The organism is Rhodococcus opacus B4 (assembly GCF_000010805.1).
In the GTDB taxonomy this organism is placed as follows: Bacteria; Actinomycetota; Actinomycetes; order Mycobacteriales; family Mycobacteriaceae; genus Rhodococcus_F; species Rhodococcus_F opacus_C.
Genome location: NC_012522.1, coordinates 531997 through 549961, shown reverse-complemented (window position 1 = coordinate 549961; position 17965 = coordinate 531997). Strand labels below are relative to the sequence as shown.

The window sequence follows — 17965 nt, the reverse complement described above, 5'->3', positions numbered from 1 at the left end:
CAAGTCGTTCTCGATAGCGTCTACATAGATCTCCTACTCCTACCACTGACGTGGCCGGCGTAGGAGGTGTATGTACTTCACGGCTACCCGCATCACCGTGAGGTGGTGCGGGTTGGACCGTGTCCCACACCGACGCTCGAGGTGCAGGAACATATCTGTTTCGGAGTCACCCCCGCCCGCGGTGTCACGGTGGGCAGGCTGCGGCGGACCCGGCGGTGCCGCGGCCGACGCGGTGTCGGACCGGTTTTGTCCCGGGACCGGCGGACCGGCGCGTGCTCGGCGACCCGGACCGCGGGCATCTGCCCCCGCCGACGGGTCACCTTGCCTTTGCCGAGCAGTGCGCGTTTGGCCAGGTTCACTCCGGCGATGTGGTCGCGGTTGCCGCCGACCCGGCAACCTGAACACCACGCGGTGTGGTAGCCGTCGGGGCGTGCGAGGGGTGCGTCGCAGCCCGGACACTGCGCGGAGGATCCGCGGGCCGGCACCGAGACCACCGTGATGCCGACACTCGCGGCGGTGTGCGCGAGGGCAGTGATCGCTTTGCGGCGGGCGGACTGCGCGGCCCGGTTGTTGTTGACTCGGCCGTGTCCGCGGGTCTCGAGGGTGGTGAGATCCTCCACCGCGATCACCGTCGCCCCCGCCGCGGTGGCGTAGTCGGCGGTCTGGCGGGCGAAGTGGAATCCCAGCTCTCGGTTGATCTTGACGCGCTTGGCGCCCGCCGCAGTGCGATGCTCGTTGAGGACGGCGATCTTCGCCTCGAGTTGGGTGCGGGCCTCGGGTTCGGCGTTGGTGGCGAGTTGCGTCAGCCGGGCGGCCTTGCGGTGCAGCAACTCGCCTTCGGTCTGCAGGCGGGCGAGTTTGGTCCCGAGGCCGCGGTCGTCGTACGTGAAACCCCGAAAGTCCGAGACCAGCCCCTCCGGGCTGTCGGTGGTGATGGCGGCGGCACCGAGCGTGGACGGGGACCAATCCACCCCACCGCGACGGTCGCCGATCCCAGGTCACCGGAAGGGACGAGTTCGGTGGCCGCGCACCGCAACAACAGGCCTTTCTTGTCGAGGACGAGGGTCGGCAGATGCCAGTCGGTGATCGCCCGGCCGTGCAGGTGCGCGGGGATGGCGGCGGTCAGCCGAACACTGCGCCACTGCGCGCGTCCGGTCGGGGCGGGAGTGGTGGGCAGTTTCACCGTCAACACCAACTCACGCTCTGCCACTGTGAGTTGTGCGAGCTGCCGATCGGCGGCCGAGAGCCGGGCCATCGCGCTCGTCTGCGGTGGTGCCTGCATGTCGGTGATCCGCAACCGGCCGGACGGCACCGCGTCGCCGTCGCGGCGGGCGCGGGCAATCAGCTGGCGCCGCACGCCCCGAGCGAAACCGGGCGGCATCCAGTCCGCGGCAGCGGTGGGTGGGGCTATCCGCCCGGTGGCCGGGTCGAACCGCTCAGACAGCGACGCGATCGCGGTGTCCCGGAAGGCCAGGGTCCGCAGGGACGCCATCACCTGCGCCGTCACCACCCGCGTCACCCGCGACGGCACGTACACCCCGTCCGGGTAGTGCGGGGTCCAGCCCAGACGCGCAGCAGCGACATGGCCCTGCGTCGCGAGCTTGCGGCCCTGGCGGTCCACGCCGGCGGCGAGGACATCGAAGGTGGCCGGTTGCCACAGCCGCGACAGCATCTGCGCTTCGGCGCCCGAGATCAGGTCGAGCAGCCACCGCACCCGGGTGTCGACGTCGTCGAGCCCGATCGGCTCACCCTCACCGACGGTCTCGACCCTAACGCCGACCACCGACACCTCACGCTCGATCCACGCCACCCCGAAACCCGCGCCAACCGATCTCGCCACCACTGGCACCACCGCGAACCGGCCGGTGGCTGCGTCGTCGAGCATCCGATGTCACGCCCGGTCGAGTCCCCCGCAGACCGGAACCACGATCCTGGTGGGCCCGGTACCCGGTGCCGGTGGCACTCTCACGCGACGTCTTTTCCTGATCGGCGAGTGAGGGTTCCGGGCCGGTCGAGCCGGGCACCCGGCAGTACCACTGCTTCCGCCCTGTCGGCCCGAACACTCTCCGGTGCAGGTCGACCCAGATTGACGTCGCGATCCTGCCGATCGAATACTCTCGCTGACCGGAACGTGTACGCCGAGAAGGTAACCGGCCCCGCGACGGGGCCTTCCGACCCCCACCACGGACATGTTCAGGTTGCCGCCGCCTCGCCGATGCGCATGATCCAATCGAAACAGGAAGGGCCAGGAAAGGGATTACGGTAACAGTTGAGAGCCTGGTGGCGATCTCTGTCAGAGGGGTGAACTACTCTTACCAACGCGACGAGCAACAGGTCGCCACTCACCTGCTCAGACCGGTGATCTGATCACGGTCCTGATCCGCGGAGTACCGCGGATTGGCAGGCGTGCGGCGGCCTGTTTCTCTGTGTGTGCATGGCCTCTGCGGCGGCGTTGTCGAACAACCGCTTGGTGTCGGAGACGAAGGTCCGCCGTGTCACGCCCAACACGCGCAGGGCCGGTCCGTGATTCCATGCGACGACCATTGCAACCGCAAACGCCAGTGCGCGCCAAATCCGCCCGATCGCGGCTCGCGCCGGCGCCGGTGTGTGGGCGAAGCCGGTGCTCAGGCGACGGCTCTGGAACGGGACGTGGTGTCGCTCGTCGTCGAGGATTCGGTTGGATACTTCGGCCGGCAGCGCGTCACCGCCGCCGTCGGCGAGCGCACGGTAGTAGCGCAGCGCAACAACTTCCGCGACGGTGACGACCATGAGCTCGAGCCGCAAAGCCTCTCGACAGACGCAAATGCACAAATATGGTGTCGGACCAGTGCCGACCCACGGTCGGGACACCGGCGGCGCGTAGCAGCGCCGCAAGCATCCGAGCCGTGCCACCGCAGGATGCCGACGGCACCCGCGCGACCAGTCCGGGTCGGGTTCCGCTGCTCGCCTCGCGGCCCGGTTTGCGAAGTCGGCCGTCCAGGTCTCCGACGTGCTCATACAGAAAGCGTAGAGCGAAACACGGTGAGCGATGACCGGTGACGGATTCGTCGGCGAAAGGTGAATGCCGAGGCCGCACCGCCTGCGGCGCCAGGGGTCGAGACAGGTCGAGGGTAGTGCGCGCCACGCCGGGCATGCGCGCTCGGATCACCAAAGCGGCCAGTGCGCCGCGCTGCGCAACCATTTCACCGGACCCGAGACAGTCGGGCGGCGAGCCAGCGCGGTGTCGCCGAAGCCGGTTTGTATACGCAATACATCGCCGGCACCTGTGATTCAATCTCGTCATGCGCAAGTCACTGCTGATAGTCGCGTTGATCGCGTCCTGGTCGGTTGCCGGGGCTGTGCCTGCGGGGGCGGCACCGATGCAGCCGTCCTGGTCGGGCGAGTACTCGTTGAAGCGCTTCGCCGCGACGAAGACCGGTACGAGTTTGGCTGCGCGGCAGTGGGAGCCCGACTTCGCTGATACGTACCGATTCGAGACGAGTTGCACGGACGATTCCTGCGTTGCCACCGTGACCGATGGGCCGACGCCGGCCAACCCGACACTGCCGCTACCGCCGCGATACATCTGGGACGGGACCAGCTGGGTCCACACGTACGACTGGGAGTGGGACTGCTACCAAGGTGAGGGTGTGCCGAAGGTGTGGGCGCCGGCGCATTCGGTTGCGTACTACACACCGCAACCAGACGGGACGCTGACCGGTTCCTGGCGTACCGACATCGACGGCGGGCCGTGCGAAGGCTCGGTGATCATGGACGTCGCGGCGTATCCCGTCGAGCCGCCACCCGGACCATTCGGCAGCAGTTGGTAGCGCGGACGCGGCAATGGTCAGTAGACCGACGCCGAGGTGACTCCGTGGAAGGCCGGCGAGAAACATCGTCGGTCTCAATACGTGTTCGCGTCTGGCGCAATGGTCCGGTTCTCGGTAGTCCACGACCTGACAGGCCGGTAGTCCCATAGCAGCGCGGGTGCCAATCCCGCCTTACTCCGCCTGTGCGCGGAGACCTCGCTGGTCTCCTCTTGCGCGGACTACTGGCGCGACCGGTCCTGCGGTGCTGGCCTCATTCGTTCTTGACGGCCAGGACGGGTACGGGGGAGTGCAGGATCAGTCTCTGGCTGATACTGCCGAGAAGGGCCTTGCCGACCCTGCTTCGGCGTTTGACACCGATCACCAGGCGTTCGATGTCGGGGCGCTCCTGGATGAGGTCGAGGACGGTCACTGCCGGATCGCGGGCTTGACGTCCGCTGCGATCGAGGATGTCGGCCTCATCAGCTATGGCAAGTTCGGTCGGTGGGAACTCGCTGAGGGACAGGTTGAGCACGAGGAGTGTGGTTCCGAGGCGTTCGGCTTCCTCTTTGCCTGCGATGAGGGCTTGGGCACCCTCGGGGGTGTCGGTTACCGCGACGAGCACCGTCATGATCGGTTCCTTCTGAAAGACGCGTGGTTAGGAGTACTTCTCGCGGAAATCGTCTTCGAGCTCTTCGAGGGAACGTCCGCGAGTTTCGGGCACCTGTGTGGTGAAGATCAAGGCGAGCAGGCCGAGGCCGGCGAAGATGAAGAAGGTCATAGCGATGCCGATCGCCGCGACCACTGGTGGGAAGAACAGCGCGACAAGGGCATTGGCGATCCACAACACGAAGATGCAGACGCCGATGGCGAAGCTGCGGATCTTGAGCGGGAAGATTTCGGCGAGCATCAACCATGCGAGAGGTCCGATGGTGCCCTGCATGGAGAAGACGAACAGGACGACGAATACGAGGATGCAATACGCCTTGACGGTGCCATCCGGTAGGAGCACGGCGGACAGGCCGATGAGCAGGTGGAAGATGGTGATGAGGGCGAAACCGACGAACAGCATGGTGCGTCGGTTGACTTTGTTCATCACCTTCAGTGCGATGGTGATGCCGAGCACGCTGACCAGACCGTTGAGGGTGTTCGCGACGATGGCGGCGCTCGAGGAGAATCCGGCATCTGCTAGTAGCTGGGTTCCGTAATACATCACCGAGTTGATGCCGGTGAACTGCTGGAATACCCCGAGTCCGATCCCGATCAGCATCAGGCGTCGGATCCACTTCACGGATAGATCGATTGGGCCGCCGACCTGGGTGAGTTTCTCTTCCTCGGCGAGGGCTTCGACCTCCGCCATTTCTGCCTGTGCGGCTTCGGGGGTGCGGACCTGTTGGAGGACCATGAGTGCGTCGTCGTGACGGCCCTGTGAGATCAGCCACCGCGGACTTTCGGGCATCCGAAGCATCCCGAGCAGAAGCACGATCGCCGGGGCGACGGCGACCAGCAGCATGTACCGCCAGACTGAATCGTGCTCCCCCCAGATGTTGAAGATGACGGCATTGATGACGAATGCGGCGAATTGACCGGAGACGATCATGAACTCGTTGCGCGAGACGATGCTGCCGCGCCGTTCGGCGGGGGACATCTCGGCCAAATACACGGGGACGGTCGCTGATGCACCGCCGACCGCGAGACCGAGGACGAAACGGAAGGCTGCTAGGACCTCCCATGTCGGGGCGAGGACGCAGCCGAGGGTTCCGGTCATGAAAACGACTGAGAGCAGCAAGATGTTGTGGCGTCGGCCGTATCGGTCGGAGAGTCGGCCGCCGATCAGTGCTCCGAATGCCGCTCCGAAGATGAGGATGCTGACGACGAAGCCCTCGGTGAGCGCGGTGAGCCCGAGGTCTTCTTTGAGTGGTTCGAGGGCACCGTTGATGACACCGGTGTCGTATCCGAAGAGCAGCCCGCCGAATGTTGCGATGAAGGCGATGAGGCCGAGACGCTTGGATGGGCGATTGCTACGAGTGGAACTGGATGTGGCGGCGGTTGCGCGGCCAGAGTCGGTCAACATGAAACACATCTCCTCGTCGCACTCCATAAGGGGAAGTGCGAATTCTGCTGTAGCAGAATCTCTTGTATCGAACCTGAAGAATCATCTGTGCGACGCGCTGCTGACCTTGGTGAGGTCGGAGCGGGCAGACCGCAGGGCGGACGTCCCGGGCCGGGCGTCAGCCCGGCCCGGGCGTCGTCGGTCAGTTGTTCTGGGGGAAGCCGAGGTTGAGGCCGCCGTGGCTGGGGTCGAGCCAGCGGGTGGTCACGACCTTGCCTCGGGTGAAGAAGTGCACACCCTCGGCGCCGTGGGCGTGGGTGTCGCCGAACAGCGAGTTCTTCCAGCCCCCGAAGCTGTAGTAGGCCATGGGGACGGGGATGGGGACGTTGATGCCGACCATGCCGACCTCGACCTCGTTCTGGAACCGGCGGGCGGCGCCGCCGTCGTTGGTGAAGATGGCGGTGCCGTTGCCGAACTGGCTGGAGTTCACCAACTCCAGGGCCTCGTCGTAGGAGTCGACCCGGATCACGGACAGGACGGGTCCGAAGATTTCGTCGGTGTACACGGACATGTCGGTGGTGACGTGGTCGATCAGGGTGGGTCCGAGCCAGAACCCGTCCTTGCCGCCGTTGGCCTGCACGGTGCGGCCGTCGACGACGATGCTGGCGCCGTCGTGTTCGCCGGCGTCGATGTAGGAGGCGACCTTGTCGCGGTGCACCTTCGTCACCAACGGTCCCATGTCCGAGTCTTTGGTGCCGTCCCCGATCTTCAACGTGTCGGTGCGCTCCTTGATCTTCGCGACCAACTCGTCGGCGATGTCGCCGACCGCCACCAGCGCACTGATGGCCATGCAGCGTTCACCGGCGGAGCCGAAGCCGGCGTTGACCATGGCGTCGGCGGCCAGGTCGAGGTCGGCGTCGGGCAGGACGATGGCGTGGTTCTTCGCGCCGCCGAGGGCTTGGACGCGTTTGCCGTGGGCGGTGCCGGTGGCGTACACGTACTGGGCGATGGGGGTGGATCCGACGAAGCTGATGGCCTTGATGGCGGGGTTGGTGAGCAGTTCGTCGACGGCGGTCTTGTCCCCTTGGAGGACGTTGAACACCCCGGCCGGCAGTCCGGCCTCGGCCCAGAGTTCGGCCATCCAGATGGCGGCGGTGGGGTCCTTCTCCGAGGGCTTGAGGACGACGGTGTTGCCGGCGGCGATGGCGACGGGGAAGAACCACATCGGGACCATGGCGGGGAAGTTGAACGGGGAGATGATCCCGACCGGGCCGACGGGCTGGCGGATCGAATGCACGTCGACGTTGGTGGAGGCGTTTTCGGTCATGCCGCCCTTGAGCAGGTGGGCGATGCCGCAGGCGAATTCGACGACCTCCTGGCCGCGGGACACCTCTCCCAACGCGTCGGAGACGACCTTGCCGTGTTCGGCGGTGATGATCTCCGCGAGCTCGCCCTTGCGCTCGTTGAGCAGTTCCCGGAACTTGAAGATGATCTGGGTGCGCTTGGCGAGGGAGGTGTCCCGCCACGCCGGGAACGCCGCGGCTGCGGCGTCGATCACCGCGCGGGAATCCTCGACGCTGGCGAGGGCGACCTGACCGGTGACCTCACCGGTGGCAGGGTTGGTGACGGGGGCGGTGTTCCCACTGGTACCGGTGAAACTCTTGCCGTCGAGCCAATGGGTGATGACGTTGGACATCGGTGAACCTTTCACGCTTCGAACTATTTACTAGGGGAGGTGCTGGTGGTGGGTGTGGGAGGGTCGGATGTGGACGCCTCGAACCCGCCTGAGCGGGGCTCTTGCCGGTAGCACATGTCCAGCAATGAGCGGTGCGCGGCTTCACCGCCCTGGACAGCTGGTCGCATCCGAAGCGCGCGCGCTAGCCGGTTGTAGTAGGTGCCGGACGTCATGCCGAATTCGACGAGGAGGTCGTCGTCGCAGGGTCCGCCGAACGGTGCCCACCGCAAGCCGAAGTCGATGAGCTCGGCACCGATCCTCTCTGACATAACGGCTCCAATCAGGTGAAACGGGGTGGTGGTTACGAAACGCGGATCGCCGAAGCGGCCTCGTGCGCGACGGGGTCGTGGGATGGGCTGCCAAGTTCGTCTGGCATGAGTGCCGGGGAGGGGCGCTCACTCTGTCCTTGCCGGCTGGTCACGGCGGAGCGGGCGCGGATCTGCTGCTCCGACGTGGTCAATTGGCCTCGCCCGCTGCCGAGGAACGACGAGGTCCAGGACAACAGGGTGGCGATCCGGCTGCGAAAGCCCACGATGTAGACCAGGTGCACGGCAAGCCAGAGCAACCAGGCGATGAATCCGCTGAACTCGAACCGCCCCACCTGTGCGACGGCACTGAACCGGCAGACCGTCGCCATGCTGCCCTTGTCCCGGTAGCGGAACGGTGCCCGGTCCTGCGGAAGTGAGGTGCCATCGGCTTCCCGCGCGATGTGCCGGGCGGCGTATCGGCCGCCCTGGATGGCGGTTTGGGCGACACCGGGAAGCTGGTCGCGGCTCATCATGTCACCGATGACGAAGACGTTCGGCTGCCCTGGCAGGGTCAGATCGGCTCCCACACTGATGCGGCCGGCACGGTCGAGTGGGGCGCCCGTCTGCTCGGCGAGCTGCTTCGCGAGGGGGCTGGCCGACACCCCGGCGGACCACACTTTGCACGCCGCCTCGATGCGTCGCGTATGCCCGTCGGCGTCTTTGACGGTCAAACCATGCTCGTCGACGTCGGTGACGATGGCTCCGAGTTCGACTTCGACGCCCTTGCTCTGCAGGGTGCGGGTCGCCGCAGTGCCGAGCTTGGCGCCGAACGGGGGCAGCACCTGCGGTGCGGCGTCCAGCAGGACGACCCGTGCCGCCGTGGGGGAGATCGACCGGAACGTCCCGTCGAGGGTGCGGTGAGCCAGCTCGGCGATCTGTCCGGCCAGCTCCACTCCGGTGGGGCCGGCGCCGACGACGACGAAGGTGAGTTGACGGGCCCGCTCGACCGGGTCGTCGATCAGTTCGGCCTTTTCGAAGGCGTGCAGGATCCGGCCCCGCGCCTCGAGGGCATCGTCGATGGTCTTGAGTCCGGGCGCGTGCTCGGCGAAGTGATCGTTGCCGAAGTACGACTGCTGCGCACCGGCCGAGACGATCAGGCTGTCGTACCGGGTGACGGTGGTCGTGTCGTCGCACTGCGAGGTGACCGTTTGGGCGGCGAGGTCGATGTCGGTCACCGATCCCAGCAGCACCCGCGCATTGGCCTGGTCCTTCAGTACCGTCCGCGTCGAGGGCGCGATCTCGCCCTCGGACAGGATTCCGGTCGCCACCTGGTAGAGCAGGGGCTGGAAGAGGTGTGTCGTGGTGCGGTCGATGATGGTCACGTCGACGTCGGCGCGGTGCAGACCTTGCGTGGCGAACAGTCCTCCGAATCCCGAGCCGATCACCACGACCTTGTGGCGTTCGGGATTCTGCTGCGCTGGCGTGGTCATGTGAAGCCTTTCCGCGGCGCCTCGAGGGACGCCGAAGTGTGCGTGAGGTGTGTCAGGGCGAGGTCAGCTGCGAGACGCACGGGTGATGCCGTGCCGCGGTGTCGGCCATCGAGCGGCGGCGTGGTCGCCGCCGCCCGGCGATGTCGTCGACCGCGACCATCCAGAACGCAGCGAACTCGAGAAATGCTGGGGGAGTGCCTTGTTCATACGGAGGGCGATCCCGCTCGTGGGGGTGGTCACTGCTGTCCTTTCGGCCTTCGGCCGACCCGGGCCGGATGCCGGAGTCGATGGTGACGGATCCACGGGCGACGGTTATCCGAAGGAGCATTGGAAGGAGCGTGTTCCGTGTACTCCTGCTAGTCTTGCTGTGATACAGGCCTCAATCAACAGGCATTGTCCATCATTTTCACCTCAAGGGGGAAATTGTGGCGCACAGTCGTTACAAAGTTCGTGAGATCGCCCAACAAGCCGGGCTCAGTGAGGCGACCGTCGACCGAGTGCTCCACAACCGCGCCGGGGTGCGAGAAGGAACCCGGGCCGAGGTGGCGCAGGCGATCATCGACCTGGACAAGCAGCGCTCCCAGCTGCGGTTGGCTGGACGGAAGTACCTCTTCGACGTCGTGATGCAGGCCCCGACCCGGTTCTCCGGGGCGTTCCAGGAGGCGGTCGAAGCGGAACTGCCGGCGCTCGCTCCGGCAGTGGTGCGGACACGGTTTCACTTCCGCGAGACCGGTTCGGTCCCAGCGATGGTCGAGGTGCTCGACAAGCTCGCCAAACGACCCTCGCACGGCGTCATCGTCAAGGCTCCCGACACCACCGAGGTCGCCGACGCCATCGATCGGCTCACCGAGGAGGGAATCCCGGTCGTCACCTACGCTACCGACGTCCCGAGCAGCAACCGGGTCGGTTACGTCGGTATCGAGAACCGGGCGGCCGGTGAAACGGCCGCTTATCTCCTCGAGCAATGGTTGCGCGACAACCCCGCCAGTGTGCTGGTCACACTGAGTAGCAATGCGTTTCGCGGCGAGGAAGAGCGTGAAATGGGCTTCCGCGGCGCACTCCGGCGCTCGGGCAGCGTCGGAGGGATGGGCTCTCAGCGCACACTGATCGACATTTCGGAAAGCGAAGGCCTCGATTCGACGGTCGAGCAACTCGTGCTCGATGCCCTCGAACGTAACCCCGGTATCGAGGCTGTCTATTCGATCGGCGGTGGCAACATGGCGACCGTGCGTGCCTTCGAGAAACTCGGCCGTAGTTACCGCGTCTTCATCGCCCACGACCTCGACAGTGACAATCGGCAATTGCTGCGTGAGAAGAAGATTTCCGCCGTCCTCGAGCACGACCTCCGGTTCGATGCGAACTTGGCCTGCCGCATGCTGATTCAGAGTCGCGGCGGATTATCGGGCGTGACCACGGTGATGTCGCCGATCCGGATCATCACTCCCTACAACATGCCCTGACGTCGGCGAAGTCCAGGCGCACGACTGCACCGCCCCGGGGAGCCCGGGGCGGTGCAGTCGTGACAGGAGTGCCGAGAGGAATTCAGCGGCGCAATTCGTGGGTGAGTGCTTCGAGTTCGTCGCCGCCGGCCATCTGCTGGGTGAGTTCTTCGAGGCTGATCTCGTCGTAGGTGCAGTCCAGTTTCTGCCGTCCGCGGTTGAGGAGGACGAAGTGGTCACCGACCATGTACGCGTGGTGCGGGTTGTGGGTGATGAAGACGACCCCGAACCCCTGTTCCTTGGCGGCGGAGATGTAGCGCAGCACCATTCCGGACTGCTTGACACCCAGAGCGGCGGTGGGCTCGTCGAGGATCAGGACGCGGGCGCCGAAGAAGATCGCCCGGGCGATCGCCACACACTGGCGCTGACCACCGGACAGCGACCCGATGGGGGCGTCGACATCGGGCAGGTCGATGCCCATTTTGTGGAGCTCTTCCTGCGTCGTGGCCCGCATGCCGTTCGAGTCCAGTGACCGCATCGGTCCGGAGCGCAGTTCCTGGCCGAGGAAGAAGTTCCGCCACACCGGCATCAGCGACACCACGGCGAGGTCCTGGTAGACGGTGGCGATGCCCTTGGACAGGGCCTCCTTCGGGGAGTCGAACGTGAGCGCCTCGCCGTCGACGAGCAGTTCCCCCGAACTCTGCTGGTGCAGCCCGGCGATGATCTTGATCAGGGTGGACTTGCCGGCACCGTTGTCGCCGAGCACACCGGTGACCTCACCGGCCCGCACCCGCAGGTTGATGTCCTCGAGGGCGATGATGTTGCCGTACTGCTTGCCGACGTGCTTGAGCTCGATGAGCGGGATCTTGCCGCCCCCACCGGGTTCGGTATCGACGGGCATCTGTTCGATGGTACTCATACCGGTCACCTCTTGGCGGCGTAGTTGCGGAAGGCGTTGTTGGCGATGACCGCGAACAGCAGCATCGCGCCGAGGAAGAACTTGAACCAGTCCGGGTTCCAGCCCGCGTAGACGATGCCCTGGTTCGTCATGCCGAAGATGAACGCGCCGATCGCGGCGCCGATCGCGGTACCGTAGCCGCCGGTGAGCAGGCAGCCACCGATGACCGCGGCGATGATGTAGAGGAACTCGTTGCCGATGCCCTGCCCGGACTGGACGGTGTTGAACGAGAACAGCAGGTGCATGCCGACGAACCAGGCCGCGAACCCGACGGTCATGAACAGGCCGATCTTGACCTTGGTGACCGGGACGCCGATGGCGCGGGCGGAGTCCTGGTTGCCGCCGACGGCGAAGATCCAGTTCCCGATCCGGGTCTTGAACAGCACCCAGGTGGCGACCGCGGTGAACAGCAGCCACCAGAGCACGGTGATGCGGACGGACACCCCGGCGATGGTGAACGAGGACGCGAACACCTTCTTGGCCGAGTCGAAGCCCTGCATGTCGGAGACGCTGGGGGTGGCGACCTGGCCGGTGATCAGTTTGGTGACCGCCAGGTTGATGCCGGTGAGCATGAGGAACGAGCTGAGGGTGATCAGGAAGCTGGGGATCTTCGTCTTCATCACCAGGTAGCCGTTGAAGAACCCGACCGCCAGCGACACCACGAGGGCGAGGGCGGCGCCGGCCCACAGGTTCAGGTGCAGGTTGTAGGCGATCATCGACGCGGCGAGTGAGCTGGTGGTCACCGCGACACCGGCGGAGAGGTCGAATTCGCCGCCGATCATCAGCAGTGCGACCGCGCAGGCCATGATCCCGATCGTGGAGCTGGCGTAGAGGACGGTGGCGAGGGCTTCGGGGCTGCGGAACGGGGGTGCGACGATCATGAAGAAGACGAAGATCGCGATCGCACCGAACAGGGACCCGATCTCCGGGCGAAGCAGCAGACGTTGCAGGCGTTTTTGTTCCTTCACCCGCTCGTCGTGAACGACCTTGTGGCTGGACAGGTCGAGATCTTGTTGTGTGGACATGACTTTCCTTCCGTGACGCCGACGGTGCCCGGCACGGTGTGCCGGGCACCGTGCTCAGCGGGTTCCGGCCTGGGCGTACTCGGCGATCGAGTCGATGTTGGATTGGTCGATGAAGGCGGGACCGGTCAGCGTCGGCATACCGCCGCCGATTGTGTTGCGGTTGTTCAGGTACAGCCACAGCGAGTCGACGGCGAGGTAGCCCTGCAGGAAGGGCTGCTGGTCGATCGCCCACTGCACGTCCCCGGCCTTGATGGCGTCGACGAGCGCGGCGTTGGTGTCGAAGGTGACGATCGTCGCGGAACTGTTTGCGTTGGCCTTGGATTGGACGGCGGTCAAGGCGATCGGTGCGCCGAGGGCGACGACGTGGTCGATGGAGGGGTCCTGCTGCAGCTTCGCGGTGATCGTGGCTTCGACGGAGGGCATGTCCTTGCTGTTGACGTTGAGGATCTCGGTCTGCCCCTTGAAGCCCTCGATCACGCCCGCGCAGCGGGTCTCGAGTGCGACCTGCCCTTGTTCCTGGATGATGCACAGCGCCTTCTTGGCGCCGTCGGCGGTCAGGCGCTGCCCGGCCGAGATCCCGGCGAGTTTCTCGTCCTGTCCGAAGTACTGGGGCACTCCCAGGGACTTGTATTGGTCCATGCCCCCGTTGAAGGCGACGACGGGGGTGCCGGCGTCGACAGCGGCGCGCACGGCCGGTGCCATCGCGTCCGGCTTCGCGAGGGTCACGGCGATGCCGTCGACGCGGCTGTCGATGGCGCTCTGCACGAGGTTGGCCTGGTTCGGCGCCTCGGGGTCCGCCGAGTAGCGAAGTTCGATGTTGTCCTTGGCCGCGGCGGTTTCGGCGCCCTTGCGGATCAGGTCCCAGAAGGTGTCGCCCGGCACCTCGTGGGTGATCATCGCGATGGTGGCACGGGGTGTGTCCGCGGTGCCCGAGGCCATACCGCCACCGGTCGATTCCGGTTTCCCGCCGGTGCTCGAACATCCCGCGAGCAGCACGGCCGCGGCGACGCTCAGCGCCAGGGCGGTCGCCCGGCTGGGGAGCTTCCGCGGGACGGAGGCATTCGGGCCGTTGTGTGTGTCCATGTGGTTGGCCTTTCGGAAGCTGCAACCATGCAGGCATGGAGAAGCGCGGGGAGGGTGGAACGGGGAGGAGTGAAACGCACAGAGTGTGGTGGAGGCCCCGCCGGGCCGGACGTTGGAAGTCGGTTCCTCACGGCCCGGCGGGGAGAATGTGACCTACCGCAGGGGTAGGCCGGCGGCGCGGTACACGGAGTCGACGAGCTCCATGGTGGTGACCGCGTCATCGACGTCGATCGGGAACGCGGTCCCGTCGGCGAGATGCTGAGCGAAAGCGTCGAGCTGGTAGGTGTAGGTCGAGCGGGTTCCGAGATGTTCGACGACGGTGCCGGTGTCGGTGGTGATCGTGATGCGGTCGTCGCCGGACTGCAGCGGATAATCGTAGGCGAAGGCTTCACCACGGTCCCCGACCAGACGCAGGGTCATCTCGAACCGGTCCGAGGTCATCGAGTTGATGCTCGAACCCGTTGCACCACTGGGGAACACGAGGTCGATGTCGCACGCCTCGTCGACTCCGGGGGAGCGTTCGACGGCGCGGGCCGTGACCACGGCCGGTTCGCCACCGGCGAAGCGGCCCAGCTGCCGGTGCACGTGCAGGCCGTAGCACCCGATGTCCATCACGGCCCCACCGGCGAGGTCGAGACTCCACCGCGGGTCGTCCGGTTTGGGTTCGGGCATCCGCATGACCACCTCGACCCGCTGCAGATCGCCGAGGGTGCCATCGGCGAGGAGCTCGAAAATCCGCCGGATGATCGGGTGGAACAGGTAGTGGAAGCCCTCCATGATCGGAACGTCCCGCTCCCGTGCCAGGCGCCGCACCAGTTCTGCTTCGGCGGCGTTGCGCGCGAACGGCTTTTCGGTCAGTACCGCTTTGCCGGCCTCGATGGCCTTGCGATTCCACGGGGCGTGGAAGGCGTTGGCGAGCGGGTTGTAGACGACGTCGACCTCCGGGTCGGCGATCAACGCCTCGTAGGAGTCCAGCACCCGTTCGACCCCGTAGGTCTGCGCGAACGTCTCGGCCCGGCCGCGGTCGCGGGCGGCGACCGCGACCAGCCGGTGCCCGAGGATCTGGGCCGGCTTGACGATCGCCAGCTCCGCGATCCGGGAGGCGCCGAGGACGCCGATCCGCAGCGGTGTCACAGCTGCAGGCTCCGCAGGAACGCGGCGCTGGTCTTGACGTCCGCGACCGGGCCCTCGCCCTCGGGTTCCCCGGTGAGGATGGTGTCCTGCTCGAGGGTGAACCAGCCGTCGAAGCCGGACGCCACCAGGTGCCGGACCACACCGGCGACGTCGACGTCACCGGTGCCGAGCGGGGTGTACATGCCCTGGGCGACGGCGTCGGTGTAGGTCAGTTCGCCGGCCTGCACGCGCGCGGCGAACTCGGCGTCGACGTCCTTGAGGTGGGTGTGGGTGATCCGGTCGGCGGCGGCGCGGGCCAACTCGAGCGGGTCGGTGCCGCCGATGAGCAAGTGCCCGGTGTCCAGGCACAGCGGAATGGAGGATCCGTCGAGGACTCGTTCGACCTCGATGTTCTTCTCGATCATGGTGCCCACGTGCGGGTGCAGGACCGCGCGGATGCCCTGGTCGGCGGCGACGTCGTGCAGCCGGTCCAGGTTCGACAGCAGGGTCTTCCAGCCGGCGTCGTCGAGGTCGGGGCGGCTGTCGTAACCGTCGGTGCCGGTGATCGCGGCCAGCACCAGCACCTCGGCGCCGGCGGCGGTGAAGGCGGCCAGGGCGCCGGTGATGTCCGGGACCGGGTCGTGGTCGGGGTCGTGCAGCAGTACCGGGGTGAAGCCGCCGACGGCCTCGAGGTCGTAGGAGGCCAGGGTGGCCGCCAGCTCCTGCGGGTCGGCGGGGAGGAATCCCTCGGGGCCGATCTCGGCGGCCTCGAGGCCGGCGTCGCGCATCTCGGTGAGCACACGCTCGGAACCGAGCTGGTGACCCCAGCCGGGCACCTCGCACACACCCCACGAAATAGGTGCTCCTGCAATACGAATCATCGTCGAACCTCACTCATCTGGACGGGGCGGTGCTGGGAAAGGGACAGTGCGGCCGCCTCGGCGATCCAGGCGACCTCGAGGGCGTCCTGGGCGGTGCACCGTGAGGGTGCGGTGCCGGCGATCACGTCGAGGAACGCGCCGAGTTCGGCGCGGTAGGCGGCGGTGAAGCGGTCCATGAAGAACCGGTGCGGCGGGCCGTCGGGGAACGTGATGCCGGCTTCGAGGTTGCGGACCGGGGCGCTGGCGTCCCAACCCGCGACGACGCTGTCCTGGGATCCGTGGACCTCGAGGCGGCAGTCGTAGCCGCGGGGGTTGTAACGGGTGTTGGAGACGACACCGAGGGTGCCGTTCTCGAACGTCAGGGTGGTGGTGGCGGTGTCGACGTCGCCGCAGTCGGCGAAGATCGAGTCGCCCTGGTTGGATCCGGCGGCGTAGACCTCGGTCACCTCGTGTCCGACGACCCAGCGGACGATGTCGAAGTCGTGGACGCTGCAGTCGCGGAAGATCCCGCCGGAGGCAGCCACGTAGTCCGCCGGCGGCGGCGCAGGGTCGAGGGTGGTCGAGCGGACGGTGTGTAGCCAGCCGAGTTCGCCACTGGCGACGGCGGCCCGGGCGGCGGCGAAGGCGGGGTCGAAGCGGCGGTTGTAGCCGATCTGTACCGGCACCGTCGAGGTCTTCAGTCGCTCGACGACCTGGTAGCTTTCGTCGGCGGTGAAGGCGACCGGCTTCTCGCAGAACACCGGGATCCCGGCGTCGACGGCGGCCAGAATCAGCGGTGCGTGCGCCGGGGTGGCGGCGGCGATCACCACGCCGTCGACGCCGGCGGCGAAGACCGCGGCGGCGTTCTCGACTGCGCGGGCGCCGAACTTGGCGGCCACCGACGCGGTGACATCCGGCCGTTCGTCGGTGACGACCAGGCCGTCGACCCCGGGAAGCTGGGCGAGGGTGTCGGCGTGGAATGCGCCGATGCGGCCGAGGCCGATCACTCCGATTGTCGATCCCATCAGTCATGCCCTCCGATAATGGTCTGGTCCCAATTGATAACCGAGCCGGTGACGACGCCGCTGCGGTCCGACAGCAAAAACACCACCATGTCGGCGATTTCGTCGACCTGTCCGAGTTTGCCCATCGGCACCTTGGCCGCGGCCTCGGCGGCCCAGTTGTCGTCGGCGCCGTGGAAACGCTGCTGGGTCGCGGTTTCGCCTTCGGTTTCGGTCCAGCCGATGTCGAGGCCGTTGATGCGGATCCGGTCGAAGCGGTGCGCGTAGGCGGCGTTGCGGGTCAGCCCGGCGAGGCCCGCCTTCGCCGCTACGTACGGCGCCAGATACGACTGCCCGCCGTGCTCGGCGATGGAGATGATGTTGACGATCGTCCCGGGTGCCTTCCGTTCGACCATGTCCGCGACGGCGCCCTGCATGGTGAAGAACGGGGCCCGCAGGTTGACGGCGATGTGCTGGTCGAACAGTTCGGGGGTGGTGTCGAGCAGGGTGCCGCGGGTGGTCAGGCCCGCCGCGTTGCACAATGCGTCGATGCGGCCGAACTCCTCGATGGTGCGGGTCACCGAATCGCGGGCCTCCCCGGGGTCGGCGAGGTCGGCCTGAAAGAACCGCACCTGCGCGCCGGTCGCCTCGAGCTCGGCGGCGAGGGCCTTGCCGGCCTCGGCGCGGCGACCGGTGAACGCCACTCGGGCGCCCTCACGGACCGCGGCGCGGACGACGCCGGCGCCGACCCCCTGCGTTCCTCCGCTGACCAGAACGACTTTCTCGTTCAACAGGGTGGCCACTGTATTCCTTTCGATCTTGCGCCCCTCCGGCATCGGTGCCGGATGGGTCGGTGCGGCAGACGGACCGGGACCCGAAAAGTGGTGACCACACCCGCTGAATCGGGAAGTGGTCGCGTTCGGAGTGCTAGTCCGTGTGCCCTGTTCAGTCTTGCTGTGACACAGGCCTCAATCAAGGTGGTTTATCCATCATTTTCCCCTCAAGCTAGGTGTGGAGTGGTGGTGCGAGTACGGGTTACCCCGCGCCAGCGGGGCTGACCGAGGCGACCGTGCGGTCCGCGTCCTGAGGTTCTCGGGTGTCTTCCGGGCCTGAGGATGTTGCACCGTGCCGGGGATCACCGCGGCGGCGCGGGTGCAGAGACGGCGGAACCCGCC

The 17965-nt window shown here is 66.7% G+C and carries 15 protein-coding genes and 1 pseudogene; 2 read left to right on the top strand and 14 right to left on the bottom strand.

Going from position 1 to position 17965, the window contains the following annotated elements; translation table 11 throughout:
- Positions 1 to 43: 43 nt before the first annotated feature.
- Positions 44 to 1810, bottom strand: a pseudogene (locus tag ROP_RS43960) (zinc ribbon domain-containing protein); the annotation flags it as partial.
- A gap of 557 nt (positions 1811 to 2367) precedes the next feature.
- Positions 2368 to 2769: a hypothetical protein gene (locus tag ROP_RS43695; RefSeq protein ID WP_158306502.1), complete on the bottom strand. Its 402-nt coding sequence runs from the start codon at positions 2767 to 2769 to the stop codon at positions 2368 to 2370.
- A gap of 512 nt (positions 2770 to 3281) precedes the next feature.
- Here ROP_RS43695 and ROP_RS02500 point away from each other — a divergent pair.
- Positions 3282 to 3809, top strand: a complete 528-nt coding sequence (locus tag ROP_RS02500; RefSeq protein WP_012687783.1) for a hypothetical protein — start codon at positions 3282 to 3284, stop codon at positions 3807 to 3809.
- Positions 3810 to 4059: 250 nt separating this feature from the next.
- Here the strand turns inward: ROP_RS02500 and ROP_RS02495 are convergent, their stop codons facing one another.
- The 5 genes from ROP_RS02495 to ROP_RS02470 all read right to left on the bottom strand — a co-directional run bounded on the left by ROP_RS02495 (position 4060) and on the right by ROP_RS02470 (position 9639).
- Positions 4060 to 4416 (bottom strand): universal stress protein, encoded by a 357-nt coding sequence (locus ROP_RS02495; protein WP_012687782.1) that lies wholly within the window; start codon positions 4414 to 4416, stop codon positions 4060 to 4062.
- A 27-nt stretch (positions 4417 to 4443) separates the two neighbouring features.
- Positions 4444 to 5859: a sugar porter family MFS transporter gene (locus ROP_RS02490; protein ID WP_012687781.1), complete on the bottom strand. Its 1416-nt coding sequence runs from the start codon at positions 5857 to 5859 to the stop codon at positions 4444 to 4446.
- 181 nt (positions 5860 to 6040) lie between these two features.
- On the bottom strand, positions 6041 to 7534 hold the full coding sequence (locus ROP_RS02485; RefSeq protein ID WP_012687780.1) for a CoA-acylating methylmalonate-semialdehyde dehydrogenase: 1494 nt from the start codon (positions 7532 to 7534) through the stop codon (positions 6041 to 6043).
- Between the two features lie 340 nt (positions 7535 to 7874).
- Positions 7875 to 9311 (bottom strand): NAD(P)/FAD-dependent oxidoreductase, encoded by a 1437-nt coding sequence (locus tag ROP_RS02475; RefSeq protein WP_012687778.1) that lies wholly within the window; start codon positions 9309 to 9311, stop codon positions 7875 to 7877.
- Positions 9312 to 9363: 52 nt separating this feature from the next.
- Entirely contained in the window at positions 9364 to 9639 is a 276-nt protein-coding gene (locus tag ROP_RS02470) for a hypothetical protein (RefSeq protein ID WP_043824110.1), read from the bottom strand.
- A 97-nt stretch (positions 9640 to 9736) separates the two neighbouring features.
- Between ROP_RS02470 and ROP_RS02465 the strand changes: the two genes are divergently transcribed.
- A complete protein-coding gene (locus ROP_RS02465; protein ID WP_012687777.1) occupies positions 9737 to 10771 on the top strand; it encodes a LacI family DNA-binding transcriptional regulator in 1035 nt (344 codons plus the stop codon).
- 82 nt (positions 10772 to 10853) lie between these two features.
- On the opposite strand, the gene ROP_RS02460 is transcribed toward ROP_RS02465, so the two are convergent.
- The 7 genes from ROP_RS02460 to ROP_RS02430 form a co-directional block, all read right to left on the bottom strand.
- On the bottom strand, positions 10854 to 11669 hold the full coding sequence (locus tag ROP_RS02460; RefSeq protein ID WP_012687776.1) for an ATP-binding cassette domain-containing protein: 816 nt from the start codon (positions 11667 to 11669) through the stop codon (positions 10854 to 10856).
- Between the two features lie 5 nt (positions 11670 to 11674).
- Positions 11675 to 12733 carry an ABC transporter permease gene (locus tag ROP_RS02455; RefSeq protein ID WP_012687775.1) on the bottom strand — a complete coding sequence of 353 codons (1059 nt, stop codon included), beginning with the start codon at positions 12731 to 12733 and terminating at the stop codon, positions 11675 to 11677.
- A 54-nt stretch (positions 12734 to 12787) separates the two neighbouring features.
- Positions 12788 to 13816, bottom strand: a complete 1029-nt coding sequence (locus tag ROP_RS02450) for a substrate-binding domain-containing protein (protein WP_012687774.1) — start codon at positions 13814 to 13816, stop codon at positions 12788 to 12790.
- Positions 13817 to 13969: 153 nt separating this feature from the next.
- Entirely contained in the window at positions 13970 to 14950 is a 981-nt protein-coding gene (locus ROP_RS02445; protein ID WP_012687773.1) for a Gfo/Idh/MocA family protein, read from the bottom strand.
- Entirely contained in the window at positions 14947 to 15810 is an 864-nt protein-coding gene (locus ROP_RS02440) for a sugar phosphate isomerase/epimerase family protein (protein WP_012687772.1), read from the bottom strand. Before ROP_RS02440 ends, ROP_RS02445 begins: the two co-directional genes overlap by 4 nt.
- A complete protein-coding gene (locus ROP_RS02435; RefSeq protein ID WP_012687771.1) occupies positions 15807 to 16814 on the bottom strand; it encodes a Gfo/Idh/MocA family protein in 1008 nt (335 codons plus the stop codon). Before ROP_RS02435 ends, ROP_RS02440 begins: the two co-directional genes overlap by 4 nt.
- The gene (locus ROP_RS02430) at positions 16814 to 17593 is read right to left on the bottom strand and encodes an SDR family oxidoreductase (protein ID WP_043824106.1); all 780 of its coding nucleotides are present in this window, start codon (positions 17591 to 17593) and stop codon (positions 16814 to 16816) included. The genes ROP_RS02435 and ROP_RS02430 overlap by 1 nt, the downstream gene beginning before the upstream one ends.
- Positions 17594 to 17965 lie beyond the last annotated feature (372 nt).

Coding starts and splice junctions, on each gene's coding strand:
- ROP_RS43695 (WP_158306502.1), bottom strand. CDS start 2,769: ATGGTCGTCACCGTCGCGGAAGTTGTTGCGCTGCGCTACTACCGTGCG.
- ROP_RS02470 (WP_043824110.1), bottom strand. CDS start 9,639: ATGCTCCTTCGGATAACCGTCGCCCGTGGATCCGTCACCATCGACTCC.
- ROP_RS02455 (WP_012687775.1), bottom strand. CDS start 12,733: ATGTCCACACAACAAGATCTCGACCTGTCCAGCCACAAGGTCGTTCAC.
- ROP_RS02435 (WP_012687771.1), bottom strand. CDS start 16,814: ATGGGATCGACAATCGGAGTGATCGGCCTCGGCCGCATCGGCGCATTC.
- ROP_RS02490 (WP_012687781.1), bottom strand. CDS start 5,859: ATGTTGACCGACTCTGGCCGCGCAACCGCCGCCACATCCAGTTCCACT.
- ROP_RS02485 (WP_012687780.1), bottom strand. CDS start 7,534: ATGTCCAACGTCATCACCCATTGGCTCGACGGCAAGAGTTTCACCGGT.
- ROP_RS02475 (WP_012687778.1), bottom strand. CDS start 9,311: ATGACCACGCCAGCGCAGCAGAATCCCGAACGCCACAAGGTCGTGGTG.
- ROP_RS02460 (WP_012687776.1), bottom strand. CDS start 11,669: ATGAGTACCATCGAACAGATGCCCGTCGATACCGAACCCGGTGGGGGC.
- ROP_RS02500 (WP_012687783.1), top strand. CDS start 3,282: ATGCGCAAGTCACTGCTGATAGTCGCGTTGATCGCGTCCTGGTCGGTT.
- ROP_RS02440 (WP_012687772.1), bottom strand. CDS start 15,810: ATGATTCGTATTGCAGGAGCACCTATTTCGTGGGGTGTGTGCGAGGTG.
- ROP_RS02495 (WP_012687782.1), bottom strand. CDS start 4,416: ATGACGGTGCTCGTCGCGGTAACCGACACCCCCGAGGGTGCCCAAGCC.
- ROP_RS02450 (WP_012687774.1), bottom strand. CDS start 13,816: ATGGACACACACAACGGCCCGAATGCCTCCGTCCCGCGGAAGCTCCCC.